The 19343-nt window shown below is 62.0% G+C and carries 16 protein-coding genes; 11 read left to right on the top strand and 5 right to left on the bottom strand.

The features are described from left to right. Window positions 1-136 precede the first annotated feature (136 nt). A complete protein-coding gene (locus tag V7714_RS04145; protein WP_335708567.1) occupies window positions 137-1420 on the bottom strand; it encodes an N-acetylmuramoyl-L-alanine amidase in 1284 nt (427 codons plus the stop codon). Then, window positions 1372-1869, bottom strand: coding sequence for a tRNA (adenosine(37)-N6)-threonylcarbamoyltransferase complex ATPase subunit type 1 TsaE (gene tsaE, locus V7714_RS04150; RefSeq protein WP_284194876.1), 498 nt, complete (start codon window positions 1867-1869; stop codon window positions 1372-1374). The genes V7714_RS04145 and tsaE overlap by 49 nt, the downstream gene beginning before the upstream one ends. On the opposite strand from tsaE, the gene queG reads away from it, so the two are divergent. From queG to V7714_RS04175, 5 genes are all read left to right on the top strand, one after another. Next, window positions 1852-2964 carry a tRNA epoxyqueuosine(34) reductase QueG gene (gene queG / locus V7714_RS04155; protein WP_335708568.1) on the top strand — a complete coding sequence of 371 codons (1113 nt, stop codon included), beginning with the start codon at window positions 1852-1854 and terminating at the stop codon, window positions 2962-2964. The genes tsaE and queG overlap by 18 nt on opposite strands. A gap of 70 nt (window positions 2965-3034) precedes the next feature. Further along, entirely contained in the window at window positions 3035-3844 is an 810-nt protein-coding gene (murI, locus tag V7714_RS04160) for a glutamate racemase (RefSeq protein WP_335708569.1), read from the top strand. 99 nt (window positions 3845-3943) lie between these two features. Next, the gene (locus V7714_RS04165) at window positions 3944-4492 is read left to right on the top strand and encodes a hypothetical protein (RefSeq protein ID WP_335708570.1); all 549 of its coding nucleotides are present in this window, start codon (window positions 3944-3946) and stop codon (window positions 4490-4492) included. Window positions 4493-4626: 134 nt separating this feature from the next. After that, window positions 4627-5994 carry an adenylosuccinate lyase gene (purB, locus tag V7714_RS04170; RefSeq protein WP_335708571.1) on the top strand — a complete coding sequence of 456 codons (1368 nt, stop codon included), beginning with the start codon at window positions 4627-4629 and terminating at the stop codon, window positions 5992-5994. A gap of 69 nt (window positions 5995-6063) precedes the next feature. After that, complete coding sequence (locus V7714_RS04175; RefSeq protein ID WP_335708572.1) at window positions 6064-7572, top strand: YdgA family protein; 1509 nt, start codon at window positions 6064-6066, stop codon at window positions 7570-7572. 221 nt (window positions 7573-7793) lie between these two features. Here the strand turns inward: V7714_RS04175 and ppnP are convergent, their stop codons facing one another. Both ppnP and rsmD read right to left on the bottom strand, forming a co-directional pair. Continuing rightward, a complete protein-coding gene (gene ppnP, locus V7714_RS04180) occupies window positions 7794-8075 on the bottom strand; it encodes a pyrimidine/purine nucleoside phosphorylase (RefSeq protein ID WP_335708573.1) in 282 nt (93 codons plus the stop codon). Window positions 8076-8167: 92 nt separating this feature from the next. Further along, window positions 8168-8758: a 16S rRNA (guanine(966)-N(2))-methyltransferase RsmD gene (rsmD, locus tag V7714_RS04185; protein ID WP_335708574.1), complete on the bottom strand. Its 591-nt coding sequence runs from the start codon at window positions 8756-8758 to the stop codon at window positions 8168-8170. Window positions 8759-9011: 253 nt separating this feature from the next. Between rsmD and ftsY the strand changes: the two genes are divergently transcribed. The 3 genes from ftsY to ftsX all read left to right on the top strand — a co-directional run bounded on the left by ftsY (window position 9012) and on the right by ftsX (window position 11896). Continuing rightward, complete coding sequence (ftsY, locus tag V7714_RS04190) at window positions 9012-10241, top strand: signal recognition particle-docking protein FtsY (RefSeq protein WP_335708575.1); 1230 nt, start codon at window positions 9012-9014, stop codon at window positions 10239-10241. A gap of 82 nt (window positions 10242-10323) precedes the next feature. Then, window positions 10324-10977: a cell division ATP-binding protein FtsE gene (gene ftsE, locus V7714_RS04195; protein WP_335708576.1), complete on the top strand. Its 654-nt coding sequence runs from the start codon at window positions 10324-10326 to the stop codon at window positions 10975-10977. Window positions 10978-10990: 13 nt separating this feature from the next. Further along, window positions 10991-11896 (top strand): permease-like cell division protein FtsX, encoded by a 906-nt coding sequence (ftsX, locus tag V7714_RS04200; RefSeq protein WP_335708577.1) that lies wholly within the window; start codon window positions 10991-10993, stop codon window positions 11894-11896. A gap of 86 nt (window positions 11897-11982) precedes the next feature. Here the strand turns inward: ftsX and V7714_RS04205 are convergent, their stop codons facing one another. Next, window positions 11983-12756, bottom strand: a complete 774-nt coding sequence (locus V7714_RS04205; protein WP_335708578.1) for a substrate-binding periplasmic protein — start codon at window positions 12754-12756, stop codon at window positions 11983-11985. Window positions 12757-13258: 502 nt separating this feature from the next. Here V7714_RS04205 and V7714_RS04210 point away from each other — a divergent pair. From V7714_RS04210 to V7714_RS04220, 3 genes are all read left to right on the top strand, one after another. After that, a complete protein-coding gene (locus tag V7714_RS04210) occupies window positions 13259-13915 on the top strand; it encodes a phage tail protein (protein ID WP_335708579.1) in 657 nt (218 codons plus the stop codon). A gap of 60 nt (window positions 13916-13975) precedes the next feature. Further along, on the top strand, window positions 13976-14290 hold the full coding sequence (locus V7714_RS04215) for a DUF6916 family protein (protein ID WP_335708580.1): 315 nt from the start codon (window positions 13976-13978) through the stop codon (window positions 14288-14290). 238 nt (window positions 14291-14528) lie between these two features. Next, window positions 14529-19166, top strand: coding sequence for a beta strand repeat-containing protein (locus V7714_RS04220; RefSeq protein ID WP_335708581.1), 4638 nt, complete (start codon window positions 14529-14531; stop codon window positions 19164-19166). The last annotated feature ends 177 nt before the right edge of the window (window positions 19167-19343 follow it).

Genomic DNA, 19343 nt, shown 5'->3' on the forward strand with positions numbered 1-19343 from the left:
CAGTGCACGCATGGCGACCAGCGTACAGATGGTGGCAACGGCAAACAGTTTGCCTGGTTTCAGCATGGGAACAATCCTAGCAGGGAATCTGGACACCGCCCGCGTGCAACCTAGCAGGCACGGGCGGCAGGGAGGTTCAGGCCATCTTGTTGCGGGAGAGGGGCGGATTCTTGGCCAGATAGCGCTTGATACCGCTCAGCAGCGCTTCCGCCATCTTGTCCTGGTAACCCTCATCAGCCAGTTTCTTTTCTTCCTCGGGGTTGGAGATAAACGCCGTCTCTACCAGTACCGAGGGGATATCAGGCGCCTTCAGCACCGCAAAACCGGCCTGCTCCACCTGGGGCTTGTGCAGCCGATTGATCTCCCCCAGCTCGGTCAGCATGGCCTTGCCCAGCTTGAGGCTGTCATTGATGGTCGCCGTCTGGGTCAGGTCCAGCAGGGTCTGGGCCAGGTGGCGGTCGCGCACATCAAATTTCACGCCGCCTATCAGGTCCGACTCATTCTGTTTTTGTGCCAGCAGGCGCGCCGCCGTGCTGGTCGCCCCCCGCTCCGACAGGGCAAACACCGAAGAACCTCGGGCATTGGGTTTGACGAAGGCATCGGCGTGGATGGACATAAACAGATCCGCCCCCACCTTGCGCGCCTTGCCCACGCGCTGTGCCAGCGGTACGAAATAGTCATCATCGCGGGTCAGCACGGCCCGCATATTGGGCTGCTTGTCTATCAGCGCCTTGAGCTTCTTGCCTATGGACAGCGTGACCGTCTTTTCATAGGTCCCGCCGGCCCCCACGGCGCCAGGATCCTCGCCGCCATGGCCGGGGTCGATGGCTATCGTCACCAACCGGCTGACTTCCAGCTTGTCCCGCTCGGCCGCCTCGCCCTGCGGCTTGGTCGCCGGCTTGTCGGGAGCTGCCGCCGGTTTATCGGGCAGGCCCTTGCCGTCGTTCAGCAAGGCCATCAGTGGGTCATCCGGCTGTGCAGGGTACAGATCGATCACCAGCCTGTGCTGGTATTCGCCAAATGGCTCCAGGGTAAACACCTGGGGCTTGACCTCGGTTTTGAGATCGAGCACCACCCGCACGGTGCCAGGCTTGAACCTGCCAGCGCGCAGCTGCCTTATATAAGGGTCTTCAGTGCCTATACGCTGGGCAATCTTGTCCAGTTCATTGCCCCAGTCCGCCCCCTCCAGATCCACGACCAGACGTGCCGGATCTGGCACCATGAACTGGTTGAATTTGAGTGGCGCAGTGGATTCCAGCGTAATGCGGGTATAGGCCTTGGCCGGCCAGACACGGACGGCCACCACAGCGCTACCGGCAAAGGCGCGAGGGGCGATGCCAAACAGCAGCGTCGCCACAGCGCCCTGCAGCATCAAGCGGCGGGTCGCGTCTGGGCGGAAGCGGTCAAGGTTGCGAGACATGATGCTCCGAGCAAGGTACCGGTAAGGAGGCGAAATGCCCGTCCTTCATCCTGGGGAACAAGGCTGATGGTCCAGTCCGGCACAGGCAATAAACCCTGTGCTTTTTCCGGCCACTCCACCATGCAAATGCTGTCGGGATTGAACATTTCCCTAAAGCCTGCATCCTCCCATTCCAGCGGATCGGCAAACCTATATAAATCAAAGTGATGGAAGTATAAGTTAGAAACCACGTAAGGTTCAACCAGTGTATAGGTCGGACTCTTAACCCGGCCTGAATGGCCCAGGCCCCGCAATATGCCGCGGGTCAGCGTGGTTTTGCCTGCGCCCAGATCGCCCTCCAGAAACACCACCAGCCCGCCCCGCAGCGCTTGCGCCAGCACCTCGCCCATCGCCAGGGTAGCGGCTTCATCGGGCAAGTAGGCAGTCAGGGTATGATCTTGGCTATGCATGGGGATATTCCAACTAAGGACGAACAGGACTGGACAGCACTGGCCAGCGATATCAAACGCTGGGCCGCCGAGCTGGGCTTTGATGCGGCCCAGATAGGCGACGCCGACCTAGGCCCGGCCGCAGCACAAAACCTGCAAGCCTGGCTGGCGGCCGACCAGCATGGCGAGATGGATTATATGGCCAGTCACGGCCTGAAACGTGCCCGGCCTGCGGAACTGGTGCCAGGCACCCTCCGCGTCATTTCACTACGCATGAACTACCGCGCCCCGCACGCGCACGACAGCGAAGCGGTATTGGCCGATGGCGAAGCTGCGTTCATCTCGCGCTATGCGCTGGGACGCGATTATCACAAGGTGTTGCGCAATCGCCTACAGAAACTGGCTGAGCGCATTCAGGCCGCCGGCCATGCACTGGGTTACCGCGCCTTTGTCGACTCCGCCCCGGTGATGGAAGTCGAAGCCGCCGTCCGTGCCGGCCTGGGCTGGCGGGGCAAGCATACGTTGCTGCTCACCCGCGAGCATGGCTCGATGTTCTTTCTGGGCGAACTGTTTGTCAGCCTGCCCCTGCCCATCGATCCGCCCCTGGCGCAGGAGCATTGCGGCCGCTGCAGCAAGTGCATCGACATCTGCCCCACCCGCGCCATCGTCGCCCCTTACCGGGTCGATGCACGCCGCTGCGTGTCCTACCTGACCATCGAACTGAAGGGCAGCATTCCGGCCGAGTTCCGCCCACTGATAGGCAACCGCGTCTATGGCTGTGACGACTGCCAACTGGTCTGCCCCTGGAACCGCTTTGCCGTCGATAGCAGCGAGGCCGATTTCGCAGTCCGCAATGGGCTTGATGCGGTCAGCCTAGTAGCGCTGTTTAGCTGGAGCGAGACCGAATTCAACCAACGCTTGGCCGGCACCGCCATCTATCGCATCGGCCACGAGCGCTGGCTGCGCAATATTGCCGTTGGCCTGGGTAACGCCCCCAGCACGCCTGCCGTACTGGCTGCCCTGCAACAGCGCCGGGACGACGCCAGCGAGCTGGTGCGCGAGCATGTCGCCTGGGCCTTGCAGCAGCACGAAGCACGCAAGCTAAGCGAGCCCTGATTGACCCCCTATACTGCAGGCGTAGAATCCTGCGCCTAATGCAACCCACGCCCGCCCGGCTCCTCCATCCATGCCCTCCCAACTTGCCTCCCGCCCCATAGGTGTTTTTGATTCCGGCATAGGCGGGCTCACCGTCACCCGGGCGCTGATGGAACGCCTGCCGTTTGAGGACATTGTCTATTTCGGCGATACCGCCCGTGTGCCCTATGGCGTCAAATCAGTTGCCACCATAGAACAGTTCACCCAGCAGATTGTTGATTTCCTGATGCAGCAGGAGGTCAAGTTGCTGGTCATTGCCTGCAATACCATCTCGGCGGTGGCGGCCAACAAGATACGGGCCCGTGTCAATATCCCGGTCATCGACGTGATAGACGCCGGCGCCCGCAATGCCGTGGCCGTCAGCCGCAATCACGCCATCGGGGTAATCGCCACACCTACCACCGTCAACAGCAATGCCTATGCCCGTGGCGTGCACGCACTGAATGCCGAGGCCCGTGTCTACTCCCAGGCCTGCCCGCTGCTAGTCCCCCTGGTAGAAGAAGGCTGGCTGGATCATGCCGTCACCCGCATGACTGTGCAGGAATACCTCAAACCCGTGCTGGCAGAGGGTATCGATACCCTGGTATTGGGCTGCACCCACTACCCACTGCTCAAGCCACTGCTGGCGCAGGAAGTCGGCAGCCAGATACGGCTGGTGGACTCCGCAGTCAGCGTGGCCGAACAGGTTGCCGCCAAACTGGTGGAGCTGGACCTGGCCAATCCACAGCGCCAGGAACCCACCTACCGCTACTATGTGACCGATATTCCCCTGCGCTTCCAGACCGTGGGCGAACGCTTTCTGGGCCGCAGCCTCAAGCACCTGGAAATGGTTCAGCTATAAACATTGCATCAAGGTCGCCGCTACTGTGCGACCTAGCAAGCGCTCGGCCGTCATGCCATCATGCACGGCATGACATCCCCCTTATCAGGAGACACCAACATGACCCGCTTTTCTGCCTATAGCCTGGTTGCTGCCTTGATGCTGCTGGCTGGCTGCGCCACTACCCCGTCCGAGCCCGCCAAACCTGCCAGCCCCGTTGTGGTCGCACCCAAGCCGGTCGAGCCTGCCAAGCCCGCCGAACCCGCCGCCATCACCCCCGCCCCTAGCACCAAGCCTGCCGAAATCATCAAACAGGTGGAACCGACCCAGCCCGCCACGGCGACCGCCCCCATCGTCGGCAACTGGGAAGGCAAGTGGACCATAGACAGCATGGGCTACGAAGGTAAGACCGTCATCGTCATCGAGAAGCTGGATGGCGCCAATGTGGTTGGCCGCGCCACCATGTTCGACACCCCCTATGGCGATCTGACCGAAGCCTTTGCGCCCGCCACCTTTGATGGCAGCAAGCTCAATGTCAAGCACCAGAACAACGCCAGCTATGTGCTGACGCTGGGCGAAAAAGATGGCGCCATGCGCCTGTCCGGGCCGCTGGTCTATATCACCGAGGCCGGCACCTACAACGGCAATATCCGTGTCAGCAAAAAATAAGGCCGTGGATTAAATCGGCATTAATCCCGGATTAAAAAGCGGCCCAAGGGCCGCTTTTTACATGGTGCCGCGCCCGGCTGCACGCCCTGGCATGATAGAATCCTGCGCTTGTTTTGATTGGATTTTCTGCCCCCATGACGCTTTCCACCCTGACTGCCCTTTCCCCGCTAGACGGCCGCTATCACAAGCAGGTCAATGCCCTGCGCGACTGCTTCAGCGAGTACGCGCTGATCAAACATCGGGTTAAGGTGGAGGTCGAATGGCTCAAAGCCCTGTCGAATGAACCCGGCATCGTCGAGGTGCCCAGCTTCTCCGCCGCCACCGTGGCCGAGCTGGACGAAGTTGTCAGCAACTTCTCCGAGGCCCACGCCGAAGAGGTCAAGGCCATCGAGAGCCGCACCAACCACGACGTTAAGGCCATTGAGTACTGGCTGAAGGAACGCCTGTCAGGCAACCCCGAAATCGGCCCGGTGACCGAGTTCCTGCACTTTGCCTGCACCTCGGAAGACATCAACAACCTGTCTCATGCCCTGATGCTCAAGGCTGGCCGCGCAGCCATGCTGCCCAAGCTGGCCGATATCATTGCCCGGCTCAAGACCCTGGCGCACGAACTGGCTGACAAGCCCATGATGTCGCGCACCCACGGCCAGCCTGCCACTCCCACCACCATGGGCAAGGAACTGGCCAATATCGCCTACCGGCTGGAGCGCCAGCACAAGCGCATCGCCGAGGTCGAGCTGCTGGGCAAGATCAATGGCGCGGTAGGCAACTACAACGCGCACCTGTCGGCCTATCCCGATGTGGACTGGCCCGGCTTTGCCCGTCGCTTTGTTGAATCGCTGGGTATCAGCTTCAACCCCTACACCATCCAGATTGAGCCGCATGACTACATGAGCGAGCTGTATGACGACTTTGCCCGCGTCAACACCATCCTCATCGACATGAACCGCGATATCTGGGGCTACATCTCCCTGGGCTTCTTCAAGCAGAAGGTCAAGGAAGGCGAAGTGGGTAGCTCCACCATGCCGCACAAGGTCAACCCCATCGACTTCGAGAACTCCGAAGGCAATCTGGGCATGGCCAATGCCATGCTGACCCACCTGAGCCAAAAGCTGCCCATCTCCCGCTGGCAGCGCGACCTGACCGACTCCACCGTGCTGCGCAATATGGGTGTGGCGCTGGGCTACACCCTGCTGGGCTACGCCTCGGCCAGCAAGGGCCTGGACAAACTGGAAGCCAACCCCAATGCCATGGCCGCCGACCTCGACGCCAACTGGGAAGTCCTGGCCGAACCCATACAGACCGTCATGCGCCGCTATGCCGTCCCCAATGCCTACGAGCAGCTCAAGGATCTGACTCGCGGCAAGGCCGGCATCAACCGCGATACCCTGCATGCCTTCATCAAGACCCTGGCCATCCCCGAGTCCGAGAAGGTACGCCTGCTGGACCTGACACCCGCCAGCTATATCGGCAGCGCCGTCGAACTTGCCCGTAATATTTAAGCCATACGCTATCTGCGGGCTGCCACGCAGCCCGCTTTCATTCATTTGCGCAGAAAGGCCTGTCGTACCGTGAAGCAGAAGCCCTTAGTCATTGCCCTGGCCGTCGTCATCGGCGTAGTTGCCGCCACCTACACCGGAACCAGCTGGTGGGCCGGCAAACTAGCCGAGACCACGCTGGCCAAGCAACACCAGCTGATCGCCGACCTGCCTTACTTTGTCGTGAAATCGCGCGTCTATGAGCGCGGCGTATTCAGCTCGACCGAGCGCACCACCATCGCGGTTGCCCCCAACCTGCTGGCCCCCTACCAGATGCTCAAGCTGGAAGAAATGGGTGGCGCCAAGCTGGAACTGACCTACACCCAGACCATCAAGCACGGCCCACTGCCGCTCTTGGCGTCTGGCGATTTCTCGCTCCTGAAGGCCGCCGTTACCACCGATATTGCCTTCAGCGCCGATACCCAGGCCCTGCTGAAAAAGGTATTCGGTGACCAGCGTCCGCTGCAGATCGAGAACCATATCAAGTTCAACGATGACGGCGTGTTTGCCATCAAGGTGCCGAGCTTCACCTATGAAGAAACCCTGGCCAAGGTGAAATCGGTCTGGCAAGGCCTGGACGCCACCATCAGCTATGGCGGTGACTTCAACAAGATAGACATCGTTGCCGTCGCCCCTGGCCTGCACTTTGAAGCCGGCCCCAAGGGCACGCTGGATATCAAGGATCTGCGCTTCGAATCGCACAATACCCGTGGCAAGGCCGGCCTGATGCTGGGCGAAGGCAAGCTGAGCCTGGCCTCGGCCACCTTCAAGCAAACCGAGGGTGCGCAGCCGGTTGATGTCAAGCTGGCTGGCTTGAGCTATCAGGTCAAGACCGTCGCTGAGGGAGAGTTCATCAACTCCAGCGGCGACGTGGTCGTCAGCAGCCTGGCACTCAACAACAAGACCTATGGCCCGGCCAAGTTGTCGGTCTCGGCCAACCATCTGCATGGCCCCACACTGGCCAAGCTGAGCCTGGCCGCCAACAAGATCCAGCGCGAGGTCAAGGATCCCGGCGAGCAGGCCACCCAGATGCTGGCCCTGTTCCGCAAAGACGGCCTGCCCCTGCTGAAGAACAACCCAGAACTGTCGCTGAACGAGCTGTCGGTCAAGTTGCCCGAGGGCGAAGTCAAGCTCAAGGCCAACGTCGCACTCAAGGGCTTCGAAGAAAAAGACCTGGACAGCCCGCTGCTGTTGCTGGAGAAGCTGCAGGCGAATGCCGATCTGCAAGTACCCAAGCAGGTCATCGAAACCGTTGCACTCTGGCAGGCTCGCGGCGCCATCGCCATCGACACCGAGGAAGGCGAACAGCCTGAGACCGAAGAGCTGGACAACCTGGCCCGCAATCTGATGGAAAGTCAGATCCGCAAGCTACTGGATCAAAAGCTCATCCGCGCCGATGGCGACCTACTCAGCAGCAGTGCCGTGTGGAAGAACGGCCGCCTGGAAGTCAACGGCACCCACATTCCACTGCCATGGCAACTGGCCATTCCTCCCGCCGATGCGGCATTGGAAGAAGAAACCGAAGAAGCCGCAGTAGAATAAGCCCGACCGCCGCAACAAAAAACGCCCGCTCAATCGAGTCGGGCGTTTTTTATGCGTAACGCCCTGAGTCTCACGGAACCACGTAGTCGCTCACCCCGCAATAACAGGGCAGAGGCAGTAGCGAGCGCCCCCAGTCCGGCTCGAGAAGCGCAGCCGTACTTGCGTACGGAGACCATCACAGGGCCGGAATGGGGTCGCGCAGTAGGCCTATGCCCTGTTATTCAGCGGTATTCGCAGAGATAGGCCGTCTCCTGCCCCACCTTCAACTGAAACTTGCTGTCCGCAGGCACTGTAAAGCGGCTCCCCGCCGCAAACGTCTCCCATGCGTCCTGCCCTGGCAGCTTCACCGTCAAGGCGCCGGCTATCACGTGCATGACTTCCAGCTGGCTGGTGCCGAACTCGTACTCACCGGGCGCCATCACACCGATGGTGGCGGGCCCTTCTGCCATGGCAAAGGCGATGGATGTCACCGTGCCGCCGAAATACTCATTGACCTTGAACATGCTGCAGCGCTCCTGAGGTTGGGGATGCATCAGTATGCCCAAGGGTAGCCCGGTGCTTCATAACTTGTGCTCCCCACGCTTATGCCTGCCTGCTAGCTCGCAGCCGACTCACCACCCCATTGCAGCAAACCATAATGCACTACGCCTGCCTTGCCTTCGCGCAGGCAAGTCCAGCCGCTCAGATCGGGCCAGTTTGCCGTCTCTACATAAACATAAGCATCCGCCGCCATGATGGGCGGCAGCAGTGCCAGTGCCTTGGACAGCAGATCGCCGGCAAAGGGCGGGTCGAGAAAGATCACGTCGAACTGCTCAGTACAGCGCGCCAACCACGCCAGTGCGTCTGCCGCCACAATGTCGACCGTCTGTGCCCCCAGGCTTTGCTGGTTGCTGCGCAGGGCCTGCAGTACCGGCCTGGCCTGCTCCACCATCACAACCCTGGCGGCGCCTCGCGATGCCGCCTCGAAGCCAAGGGCGCCTGAGCCAGCAAACAGGTCCAGGCAGCGCTGGCCATGCAGCTCCTGCCCCAGCCAGTTGAACAGTGTTTCACGGACCCTGTCCGGCGTCGGTCGCAGCCCCTCGCTGTCAGGGAAAGGCAGGATGCGGCGGCGGTACTCGCCGCCGATAATACGGAGCTGATTGGTACCACGTACCGGCTTGGAGGTCTTGGGCGCGAGCTTGGGCATGCTGGGCTGTCGAGAAAAGTCAGTAATCTACCGGCACCTGCCCATGAGGCAAGAACCGCTGCTACAACGCCAGCAAACCACCTGGCGCCGCCTTCCTGGCCCTTTTGGGGGCGCTGCACTGGTGCATGGGCATGCATGAAAACCCCGCAACAAGGCGAAATAGTTCATAACAGGGCTCAGGAAAGCTAGAATCCTACCCCATCTTGCCGGCACTCCCGGTTTCATACGCAATATCAATCAGATGTACCCATAGATGTCCGACAATCAAAATACGCAGAATCCCTCCGCCGGCTGGGGCAGCAAACTCTGGAAAGCGCTCAATACCGATATCGGTGAGCTGGTAGGGGGCGAGAAGTCCACTCCCCCATCGGCAGCGCCTACGCCCGACGCCGCGCCCGCAGAACCTGCCGCCACGCCAGCAGCCGCACCGGTAACGGAACCAGTAGCCGCACCAGCCGTGGTGCCTAACCCGGTACCCGCCGCCAGCACAGAAGACAAATCGTTCTGGCAAAAAACCGTCGAGGTACTTAATACCGATGTGACGGTGCTGGCCAAGGATGTAGCCCAGGCCTCGCGCGAAGTCTGGCAGTACAAGCTCAAGGCTGGCCTCGCCAAGACCCGCGACAAGCTGGGCAAGGAACTGGCCGCCTTGTTCGGCGGCGGCCAGATCGACGAAGACCTGTACGAAGAGCTGGAAACCGTGCTGCTGACCGCCGACATGGGCGTGGATGCGACCGTGCATCTGCTCAAGGACGTGCGCCAGCGCGTCAGCCTGGCTGGCCTCAAGGATGCCAGCGAGCTGCGCGGCGCGCTCAAGGGCGCCCTCACCGACCTGATCGCCCCGCTGGAAAAACCCCTGCAGGTCGAAGGACACAAGCCCTACATCATCATGGTGGCCGGGGTGAATGGTGCAGGCAAGACCACCAGCATAGGCAAGCTGGCCAAGTACTTTCAGGGCCAGGGCAAGAGCGTGCTGCTGGCAGCGGGCGATACCTTCCGTGCCGCTGCGCGCGAGCAGCTGATGGCCTGGGGTGAGCGCAACAACGTCACCGTGATTGCCCAGGATGGCGGCGATTCTGCCGCCGTCTGCTTCGATGCCATCAACGCGGCAAAGGCACGCGGCATAGACATTGTGCTGGCAGACACGGCTGGCCGCCTGCCTACTCAGCTGCACCTGATGGACGAGATCGCCAAGGTCAAGCGGGTGATCGCCAAGGCGGACCCCAGCGGCCCGCACGAGATACTGCTGGTACTGGACGCCAATACCGGCCAGAACGCCCTGCAACAGGTCAAGGCCTTTGACGACGCCCTGGGCCTGACTGGCTTGGTGCTGACCAAGCTGGACGGCACGGCCAAGGGTGGCGTCATTGCCGGCATCGCCAAGCAGAAAGCCATACCGCTGCGCTTTATCGGTGTGGGCGAGGGCATTGATGATCTGCGTCCGTTTGAAGCCAAGGATTATGTGGACGCCCTGATAGAGTAAGTAATCAGCGCAGTGCGCCGGTCTGCCGGTTGCCCGCCACCACCCCGTTTGACCTACACCGAGCCCAGACCCTGACCCGCCCATGATCCAGTTCAACCAAGTCAGCAAGCGCTACCCAGGCGGCTACGAGGCCCTCAAGAACCTCAGCTTCCAGATAGAAACCGGGGAGCTGGTCTTTCTGGCCGGGCATTCCGGCGCCGGCAAATCCACCCTGCTCAAGCTGATCGCCGGCATAGACAAACCCAGTGCCGGCTCGGTGGTGGTCAATGGCCAGAATCTCGCCGCCATACGTCGTGGTGCCGTACCCTATCTGCGCCGGCATATCGGCCTGATCTTCCAGGATCACAAGATCCTGTTCGATCGCAGCGTGTTCGACAATGTAATGCTGCCGCTCGATATCGTCGGCTACGACCGCCGCGAGGCCGCCCGCCGTGCCCGTGCGGCGCTCGACAAGGTTGGCCTGCTGGGCCGCGAGAAGATGAGTCCCATCTCGCTCTCTGGCGGCGAACAGCAGCGCCTGTGCATTGCCCGCGCCGTTGTCCACCGGCCCAGCATACTCCTGGCCGACGAACCCACCGGCAATCTGGACCGCGCCTATGCGCTGGACATCATGGAGCTGTTCAAGAGCTTCCACCAGGTCGGTGTCACCATCGTCATCTCCGCCCACGACGAAACCCTGATGGCGGACTATGGCCGCCGCATCCTGCGTCTCAACAAAGGCCAGTTCACCCAGTGAGGAAACACCCAGCATGAAGCACTGGCTCAATCTGCACCGTCTGGCGCTGGGCTCCACCCTGCGCCTGTTCGCCACCAGCCCGCTGGCCTCCAGCCTCAACCTGCTGGTGATCGGTATCGCCGTCGCCCTGCCATTGGGGCTGTACACCCTGGTGGGCAACCTCAGCCAGCTCGCCGGCCGCCTGCCTACCGAGCCGGAGGCCAGCGTGTTTCTGCAAACCACCGCCAGCCAGGCTGATATCAATCGCATCAAGGCCCTGCTAGGCCAGGAGCCCGCAGTGGCCGAGGTACGCCATATCAGCAAGCAGCAGGCCCTGCGTGACCTGGAACAATCCAGCGGCATGGCCGAGCTGCTGGCTGGCCTGGGTGACAACCCCCTGCCCGACGCCTTCAGCCTGACGCTCAAGGACGGCAACCCAGCCACGCAGGAGGCCTTGTCCAACCGGCTGAAGGCCGACCCGGCGGTAGAGCATGTGCAAATGGATTCGGAATGGGCACGCCGGCTGGCCTCGTTCATCAACCTGGGCCGCGAAGCCACGGTGACCATTGCTGCCCTGTTTGGCGCAGGCCTGCTGCTGGTAACCGCCAACCTGATACGGATGCAAATACTGACGCGCCGCGAGGAAATCGAGGTCAGCAAGCTGATTGGCGCCACCGACAGCTTTATCCGCCGCCCCTTCCTGTATTTCGCTGCTTTGCAAGGCTTGCTGGGTGGCCTGGTGGGCTTGGGGCTGGTGGCCATCAGCCTGGGGCGTCTGGCAACCCCGGTAGACCAATTGGCAGCGCTGTATGGCGAGCAGTTCAAGCTGAGCTTGCCCCAGTGGCATGACCTGCTGATGGCCTTGGCCGTGGTCATGGCACTCAGCCTGACCGGGGCAATCTTCTCGGTACGCAAGCACCTGCGCGCCCTGGACGCCTGAACGCCTTGCCCTGCATCCGGCAAGGCGGCAAACAACCTGGCGATAAGCCCTTGAACAGGCCCCGAGCGCGATAGACATGACCACCGCTAGGGCGCTGCCTGCTGGCTGGCCTTATAAGCCGCAATCGCCTTGTCCAACTGTCCTTCCGCCAGCACCTCGGTGAGTGCCTTGTCGAGGCGTAGGCGCCACTCAGCCGCCTGTGGATAGCGCCGAGACAGGATCAGATGCAATTGCTCATTGGCCTGTGGTACAGGCAGCGGCATGGCGCCGAATTCCTGCACCCTACCCGGCAAAGTCGCCGCGATAACCGACAAGCCCACCAACTCATCCTGTGGCACAAAATCCACCCGGCCGGCAGCCAGCACCTTGAAAGCCGCCGCTTCGTCCGAGGTATACAGCAGCTCGGCGCCCATGCGGTTCAGCTCTGCCTCCCACCAATAGCCACGCGGCCCGGCCACTTTGTAGCGCGACAGCTCTGCCAGCGATTTGGGGTGCAGTTGCTGGGCATGCGAGCCCACGCGATAGAACAGCATGGTGCGGTCCGAGTGCAAGGGCACGCTGTAATCAAAACGCTGAGCCCGCTCTTGCGTACGCACATAGGGCAGCCCCGCCAGCGCCTGCCCCTCCAGCACCAGTTTCTCCACCATGGGCCAGCTGACAAAGCGCCACACCGGCCTTGCCCCCGCCCTGACCATGGCCTGTTCGACCAGATCGCATAGCAAGCCATTGCCCGGTAACGAGGCCGAGGTATAGGGCGGCCACTCGCCCGTGGCCATGACCACGGGCCGCAACGGCTCAGCCACCGCCATCAGGCCTGGGGCCGCGCAGGCAGCCCAGGCCAGAAACCGACGCCTGTCCATCTCCCCTCCCCGCTCCCGGCAATCCCTGAACTGAGATTGAAGAATAGACCTGTCAACGTCTGCTTGGCAGCCCATTTGCTGCGCACCACCATGCAGGCAGCAACCCCGCCTCGTTCGACCATACCCTCAGGGCAACTCCTCTATATATAAAGCCGGCCGCCTTGCCATCCATACGGACCTGCACTATGAAGATAGGGGGATAGCCTAGGCACACGCTGCCAGCGCATCAGCCCGCAAAACCGCACACCCTGCTCGCTGTGCGGAAAAAGATCGACTCACCACCGGTAGAGTCGCCAAGTCTGGGAGGAAGGTCATGCATACCTGTCGGTTCTGCGAACACCCGCGTTCACCGCACACACGCCTCCATCGCCTTGCCCGCCGCCATGCCTGATACCGGCGCCGCCAGCCTCAATCGCTGCCGTGCCGCGCCCAGGCCATGGCGCAAGTCCCTTACACCCACTTCCCGTTTCCCACCCGCAACAAACTATTAGATGGAGGAAAGATGGATCCCATACTCGGTCAAATCATTCTGTGGCCCATGCCCTGGGTGCCGCAAGGCTGGGCATTGTGCGACGGCACGCTGGTCGGCATCAACCAGAACCAGGCCCTATTTGCATTGCTGGGCGTGACCTATGGCGGCAACGGCACCACCAACTTCGCCTTGCCAGACCTGCGCAACAGGGTGCCCATGGGTACCCAGAGCATGACAGCCGTAGGGCAGGTTGGCGGCGCTGCCAGCGCCACCGTGGCCGCCACTGGCGCGGGCAGTGTCACCATCGGCCTCAACAACCTGCCTGCGCATACCCATACCGCCACCTTCACCCCAGGCGGTGGCAGCAGCAATGTGGATATCGCCATACCGGTGGATGCCACCAACAATGGCGACAACAACACCCCAGGCAATACCCTGGTATTAGGCAAGGGTCTGACCGGTAATACTCCCGCCAAGGTCTATAGCTCGGCAGCCGCCAATACCACGCTCAAGCCCTTCTCGGTCAGCGTGCCTGCCGGCGGGGGTACGGTGGCCAATGCCAATGCCGGTGGCGGTCAAGCCTTGCCGATTTCGGTAAGCGTGCCAGTCACCGTGCCTACCATCCAACCTTTCGTCACACTGAACTACATCATCGCCACCAGCGGTATTTTCCCCAGCCGCCCCTGATGCACCGCGCGCCCTGCTTCTGCCACGAGCCGGGCGCGCATCTACCGCAGGCACACTTCTATGTTGGACAAACTCAGTCACGCCGATTTCGCCCCCACGGTCAACCAGCACTGGTCTCTGGAGGACAGCGACGGCAACACCCTTACCCTGCAACTGCTCACCGCCGTGGAGAAGCCCGCCTGGCACGTACCGCAACTCAGCCCGCGCGTGCCTTTCCTGCTGTCCTTCCTGGGACCACTCACACCACTGATCCCTCAAGGTCTTTATATCCTCGAGCACCCCGCCCTAGGCCGCCTGGAAGGTGTGCTGGTCACACCACAGCATGCGGCCGGAAATCTGCAGGATGGGCATCTCTATCAAGTCAATTTCAGCTGAAACGCTGCTTAAAACCCAGTTTTACCGCCCCTCCATCCTCCATTTGAAGGATGGAAAGTACGGTCTGAACTGCAACACTGTGAAATACCCACTATCGCCCAATTAGTCGAGGGGCAGCCGCTCCTCGTGCTGGTTTATTGCAAGGAAAGTCGTCATGGCACAAATCGCAAGCCTATCAAGGCTAGATTCCCACGGTAGGCACAAGCGGCCTTGGCAACACCTTGCAGTACTCTGCACCATGCTGTTGCTCGGCATGCTGGCACTACCCGCCATGGCGGCGCAGGTCACTTTCCCTTTCACCAATGTCCAGAGCGACACGGCTAGCGCAACCGATACGGTAGGCAGCGACACGCTGACCATCACGCCGACCGGTGATGTGATCGATGTCGATGATCAAAACAATGTCCTGGGTGGCATCGCCAACCTCTCGGGGAATGCCCTAATAACCAACGACCCCTTCAATACCCCCAACACCACCAAGCTGACCTTGACGGTGGCCGGTGGCGCGGTCTTCGATCTGGATGGGTTGACCTGGTTCGATATCGATGGTGGCAGCTTCAATGTCACGCTCACCACCAACAAGGGTAGTGTCAACAAGTCACTCGATGGCGGGACCGCTGCCGAGGCGGAAACCTTCAGCAACGCAGAGCTGCAGGGCGTCACCTACGTCGAGATCACCAAGCAAGGCGGCGGCACTTTCGCCATCGCCATCGACAATGTCATACTCGACAACATCACTCCGCCTACCGCCCCAGGTGCCCCCACCAGCGTCGTGGCCACGGCGGGCGACACGCAAGCCACTGTCACCTACACCGCACCGGCCTCCAACGGCGGCTCCGCCATCACCAGCTACACCGCCACCGCCAACCCTGGCGGTGCCACCGGCAACTGCGCCGGCCCCACTGCCTGCATGATCACCGTTACCGGCCTCAGCAACGGTACGGCCTATACCTTTACGGTGACGGCCACCAATGCCATCGGCACAGGTTCTGCCTCGACAGCATCCAACTCGGTTACCCCCAAGGCCAACCAGACCATCACCTTTACCAACCCAGGCGCACAGAACTTCGGCACCTCGCCTACCCTGTCTGCCACCGCCACCTCGGGCCTGACACCAACGTTCAGCTCTTCCACTACCGGTGTCTGCACGATCACCAGCGGCGGAGCCCTGACTTTTGTCACGGCCGGCAGTTGCACCATAGATGCCGACGAAGCGGGCAATGCCTTCTTTAATGCCGCCACCACGGTATCGCGCACTTTCACTGTCAACGCCATCGTACCGGGTGCCCCCACCATAGGCACGGCCACGGCGGGCGATACCCAGGTCTCCGTGGCTTTCAGCGCCCCAGCATCCACCGGTGGTGCTGCCATCACCGGCTACACCGCCACCGCCAGCCCTGGCGGCGCAACAGGCACCAACGCCACTAGCCCTGTCGTCGTGACCGGCCTGACCAACGGGGTAGCTTATACCTTCACGGTCACTGCCGATAATTCGGCCGGTACAGGCGCAGCCTCGGCAGCCTCGAACTCAGCCACCCCCAAAGCCGCCCAGATCATTACCTTTGCTAATCCTGGCGCCCAGAATTTCGGCACGACACCCACGCTGACCGCTACCAGCGATTCCGGCCTGACGCCAACCTTCACCTCCAGCACCACGGGCGTCTGCACCATCACCAGTGGCGGAGCCCTGACCTTTGTCACCACCGGCACCTGTACCATCAATGCCGATGAAGCTGGCAATGCCAGCTACCTGCCGGCCAGTCAGGTCAGCCGCTCCTTCACTGTCGCTGCTGTGGCACCCGGTGCGCCAACCAGCGCGACGGCAACCGCTGGCGATACCGTCGCCTCCGTCAGCTTCAGCGCACCCGCGTTTACCGGTGGTGCCAGCATCACCGGCTACACCGTCACCTCCAACCCTGGCGGCATCACCGGCACCGGCGCCAGTAGCCCGATAGACGTCACCGGCCTGACCAATGGCGTGGCCTATACCTTCACGGTGACCGCCAGCAACTCCGCTGGCACCGGATCGGCCTCAACCGCCTCCAACAGCGTCACCCCGGCAGCCGGCCCCGCCGTCACCAGTGTGGCCGTGCCTGCCAACGCCAGCTATGGCGTAGGCAGGCAACTGGACTTCACCGTTACCTGGGACCAGAACGTCACCGTCACAGGCACTCCGCAGATCGCCCTGACCATCGGAGCCACCACCGTACAGGCCAACTACATCTCCTCGCCCACCGCTACCACCAATTTGTTCCGTTACACCGTGCTGGCAGGTCAAACAGACGCCAACGGCATCACCGTCGGCGCGCTGACGCTAAATGGCGGCACCATACAGAGCGGTACGTCAGTCAACGCCACACTCACACTCAACAGCGTGGGCAGCACGGCCGCCGTGCTGGTTGAAACCGTGGCCCCCACCCTGCCGGCGGCCAATATCGTCGTCAACAACCAGGCCGACCCGCACAAGGTAGTGCTGACCTTCAGCGAAAACCTGGATGCCGCAACCCTGGGCAGCGGTAGCGCCTGGGCCGTCACCGCCAATGGCGGCACTCCGGCTTACGATGTCGCGTCGGTCGCCCTGGCCTCCGGTAACGAAGTGACTCTTACCCTGGCAAGCATCAACCTGACCGGCACAACCAGCTACATCCCCAATACTGCCGCCAATGCCCATATCAAGGTCACGCCCCCAGCCACCCTGGCAGATTTGGCGGGCAACACCTATGCCGCAGGCCTGGTCACCGAGGCCGGTGCCACCCATGTACTCGATACCACGGCACCGACACTCAGCAGCGTAGCCAGCAGCAGCCCCACCGATACCGGCGGCATCCTGTCGGCATCGTCTAACGAGAAGGCCCGTGGTTACTGGATAGCAGTGCACAATGGCGCCACCGCTCCCACCGTCAACCAGGTCAAGGCTGGCGTCAACTATGGCGCCGTGGCGGTGGCCGCTGCCAGCAGCAGTGTCATGCCTGCCGGCAGCACCGCCACCTTTACCCTCAGCAACCTGACCGCCAGCACCGGCTACACCCTGTATCTGGTGGCCGAAGACGCAGCGGGGAACCCGGTAGCGGCCGCCGCCACCGCCACACTCACCACCGCAGCCGCCAGCAGCAATAGCGACACCCTGCCCACGGGTGGCGGATCAGCAACCCTGGCGCCGGACCAAACCATCTTTATCACCGACAACGGCGGTACGGGTTCCACCATCACGCTGGGCAGTACCGGCAGCAGCACCGTGATTACCGGCAATGTGCAGTTGCCCAATACCGGCACCATCACCGTCAGCGGCAGCGGTGGCACCCAGTTGGGCGTGGTCAACGTGCCCACCACCGGCGGCGGTAGCCAGCCCGTGCTGTCGGTCAACAGCGGCAGCGCTACCTTCACCTCGGCAAGGGCGGGCCAGCCCCTGGGGGCCGCCAACGGCCTGATACTGGTGACAGCCAACAGCAGCGGCGCCAGTACCACCATTACTTCGCTAGGCAGCAACGCCCCTGTGGTCAACACCGGCGGCAATACCACAGTCACCATACTGGGTACCCCCCAGCAGGTTGCCGGCTCCACGCTGCAGTTGCTGGGCAGCAGCGCGGGTGGCCAGTCCGTCAGGTTCGAGGCCAGCAGAGGCAGCGAACCCGTCACACTGACACCCGGCAGCTTAGGCACCGTGTTTGCCGTACAGCCTGTCAATCTACCTGGCGGTGGCCAGACCAGCGCCTTGGTCGTCACCGGTGGCGACGTGCAGATCAACGTACCGATATCCGGTAGCACCGGTATCGCCGCCGGTAGCCAGCCTGTGGCCGCCGACTCGGGCAGCCGCCTGACCGTGAGTGGCGTACCGGGCCAACAAACCCTGACGGTGCGCACCGGCTCCGCCAGACTGCCTGCCTCCAACCCAGCCACCCCGGCCAGGCAGCAAACCGCATCCAGCACACCTTACCTGCCGGATGGCATCGTCTATACCGGCGAGTCTGTTGTGCTGAACGGCCAGGGCCTACTGACTGCTGCCTACCTTGGCTCCGGCACGGGCACCGAAGGCCTGCTGGGTGATGCCAGGGTGCAAGCTGCGCCAACCAGCACCCTGATGCTGCAACTGCACAGCCCGCAACTGCAGGGCATCAGCACACGCAATCTGCGCCACGTCGGCAACGATATGCAGGACTACATCAGCAGCCTGGGCCTGGCCTACAGCAACCCCATCAGCAGCACCGGTGTGGTCACGCTGGCCCACAACCTCGAACGCTACACAGTAGTCCCGGTGGGCCGCGTCCATATCGACATGGCCAAGGCAGATGGCATCACCTGGCGGCCAGATGGCATGTACGACGTTGCCCATCGCGGCTTTATCGTGACCTACGCAGCCGGCCTGATCGACTATGCCGACTTCGCCAACCGCCTCACCCAGGGCCAAGGCAAAGCCACCATAGGCAAGACCGGCCTGCTGATGCTGGAACTGGGCAACCAGCATTACGCCGGCCGCCCAGGCTGGGATACCTTGGCCTGCAACGCCCCAGGCTTTACCACCACAGCCGCAGGCTGGGTACGCTACGGTGATGCGAGTGGCGACTGCAAGATCATCTACCCCGCCATTGTCGAATTCACCGCCCTGGAAAGCGTGATTAACACACTCGACCCACAGGCCCGCGCACAGGTCGCAGACGATGGCAGCATCAAGCTGAACCTGCTGGCTGGCACCTACTACCTGCGGCCAGACTACGCGCTCTCTACCGTCCCGGCAGAGCACGCCAACGACGCATGGTGGGCAGGTAGCAATCAACTCATCTACCTGCGCTACACCAACAACCAGGCCCAGGCATTTGGCCTGACCTACCAGCCAGGCGAGGTATCCAGCTTCAGCAAACTGCTCAGGCGCCAGCAGTAAACCTCGCGCCCGCAGGCCACTCACGTAGCGCCCTCTTCGGAGGGCGCTTTTCTTTTAGCTGCAAGGATGCATGAGTGGGGAGATCACCCATCACGCGGCATCCCCCTATCACCACACGCAATCGATTTTTTACCTATCATGCAATTTGGCATACCATTGTCATGGCAGTGCAAAACA

It is taken from the genome of Chitinimonas sp. JJ19 (genome assembly GCF_036961565.1).
Lineage (GTDB): Bacteria > Pseudomonadota > Gammaproteobacteria > Burkholderiales > Chitinimonadaceae > Chitinimonas.

Coding starts and splice junctions, on each gene's coding strand:
- V7714_RS04145 (WP_335708567.1), bottom strand. CDS start 1,420: ATGTCTCGCAACCTTGACCGCTTCCGCCCAGACGCGACCCGCCGCTTG.
- ftsX (WP_335708577.1), top strand. CDS start 10,991: ATGAAGCACTGGCTCAATCTGCACCGTCTGGCGCTGGGCTCCACCCTG.
- ppnP (WP_335708573.1), bottom strand. CDS start 8,075: ATGTTCAAGGTCAATGAGTATTTCGGCGGCACGGTGACATCCATCGCC.
- ftsY (WP_335708575.1), top strand. CDS start 9,012: ATGTCCGACAATCAAAATACGCAGAATCCCTCCGCCGGCTGGGGCAGC.
- ftsE (WP_335708576.1), top strand. CDS start 10,324: ATGATCCAGTTCAACCAAGTCAGCAAGCGCTACCCAGGCGGCTACGAG.
- tsaE (WP_284194876.1), bottom strand. CDS start 1,869: ATGCATAGCCAAGATCATACCCTGACTGCCTACTTGCCCGATGAAGCC.
- V7714_RS04210 (WP_335708579.1), top strand. CDS start 13,259: ATGGATCCCATACTCGGTCAAATCATTCTGTGGCCCATGCCCTGGGTG.
- purB (WP_335708571.1), top strand. CDS start 4,627: ATGACGCTTTCCACCCTGACTGCCCTTTCCCCGCTAGACGGCCGCTAT.
- queG (WP_335708568.1), top strand. CDS start 1,852: ATGATCTTGGCTATGCATGGGGATATTCCAACTAAGGACGAACAGGAC.
- V7714_RS04205 (WP_335708578.1), bottom strand. CDS start 12,756: ATGGACAGGCGTCGGTTTCTGGCCTGGGCTGCCTGCGCGGCCCCAGGC.
- rsmD (WP_335708574.1), bottom strand. CDS start 8,758: ATGCCCAAGCTCGCGCCCAAGACCTCCAAGCCGGTACGTGGTACCAAT.
- V7714_RS04220 (WP_335708581.1), top strand. CDS start 14,529: ATGCTGTTGCTCGGCATGCTGGCACTACCCGCCATGGCGGCGCAGGTC.
- V7714_RS04215 (WP_335708580.1), top strand. CDS start 13,976: ATGTTGGACAAACTCAGTCACGCCGATTTCGCCCCCACGGTCAACCAG.
- murI (WP_335708569.1), top strand. CDS start 3,035: ATGCCCTCCCAACTTGCCTCCCGCCCCATAGGTGTTTTTGATTCCGGC.
- V7714_RS04165 (WP_335708570.1), top strand. CDS start 3,944: ATGACCCGCTTTTCTGCCTATAGCCTGGTTGCTGCCTTGATGCTGCTG.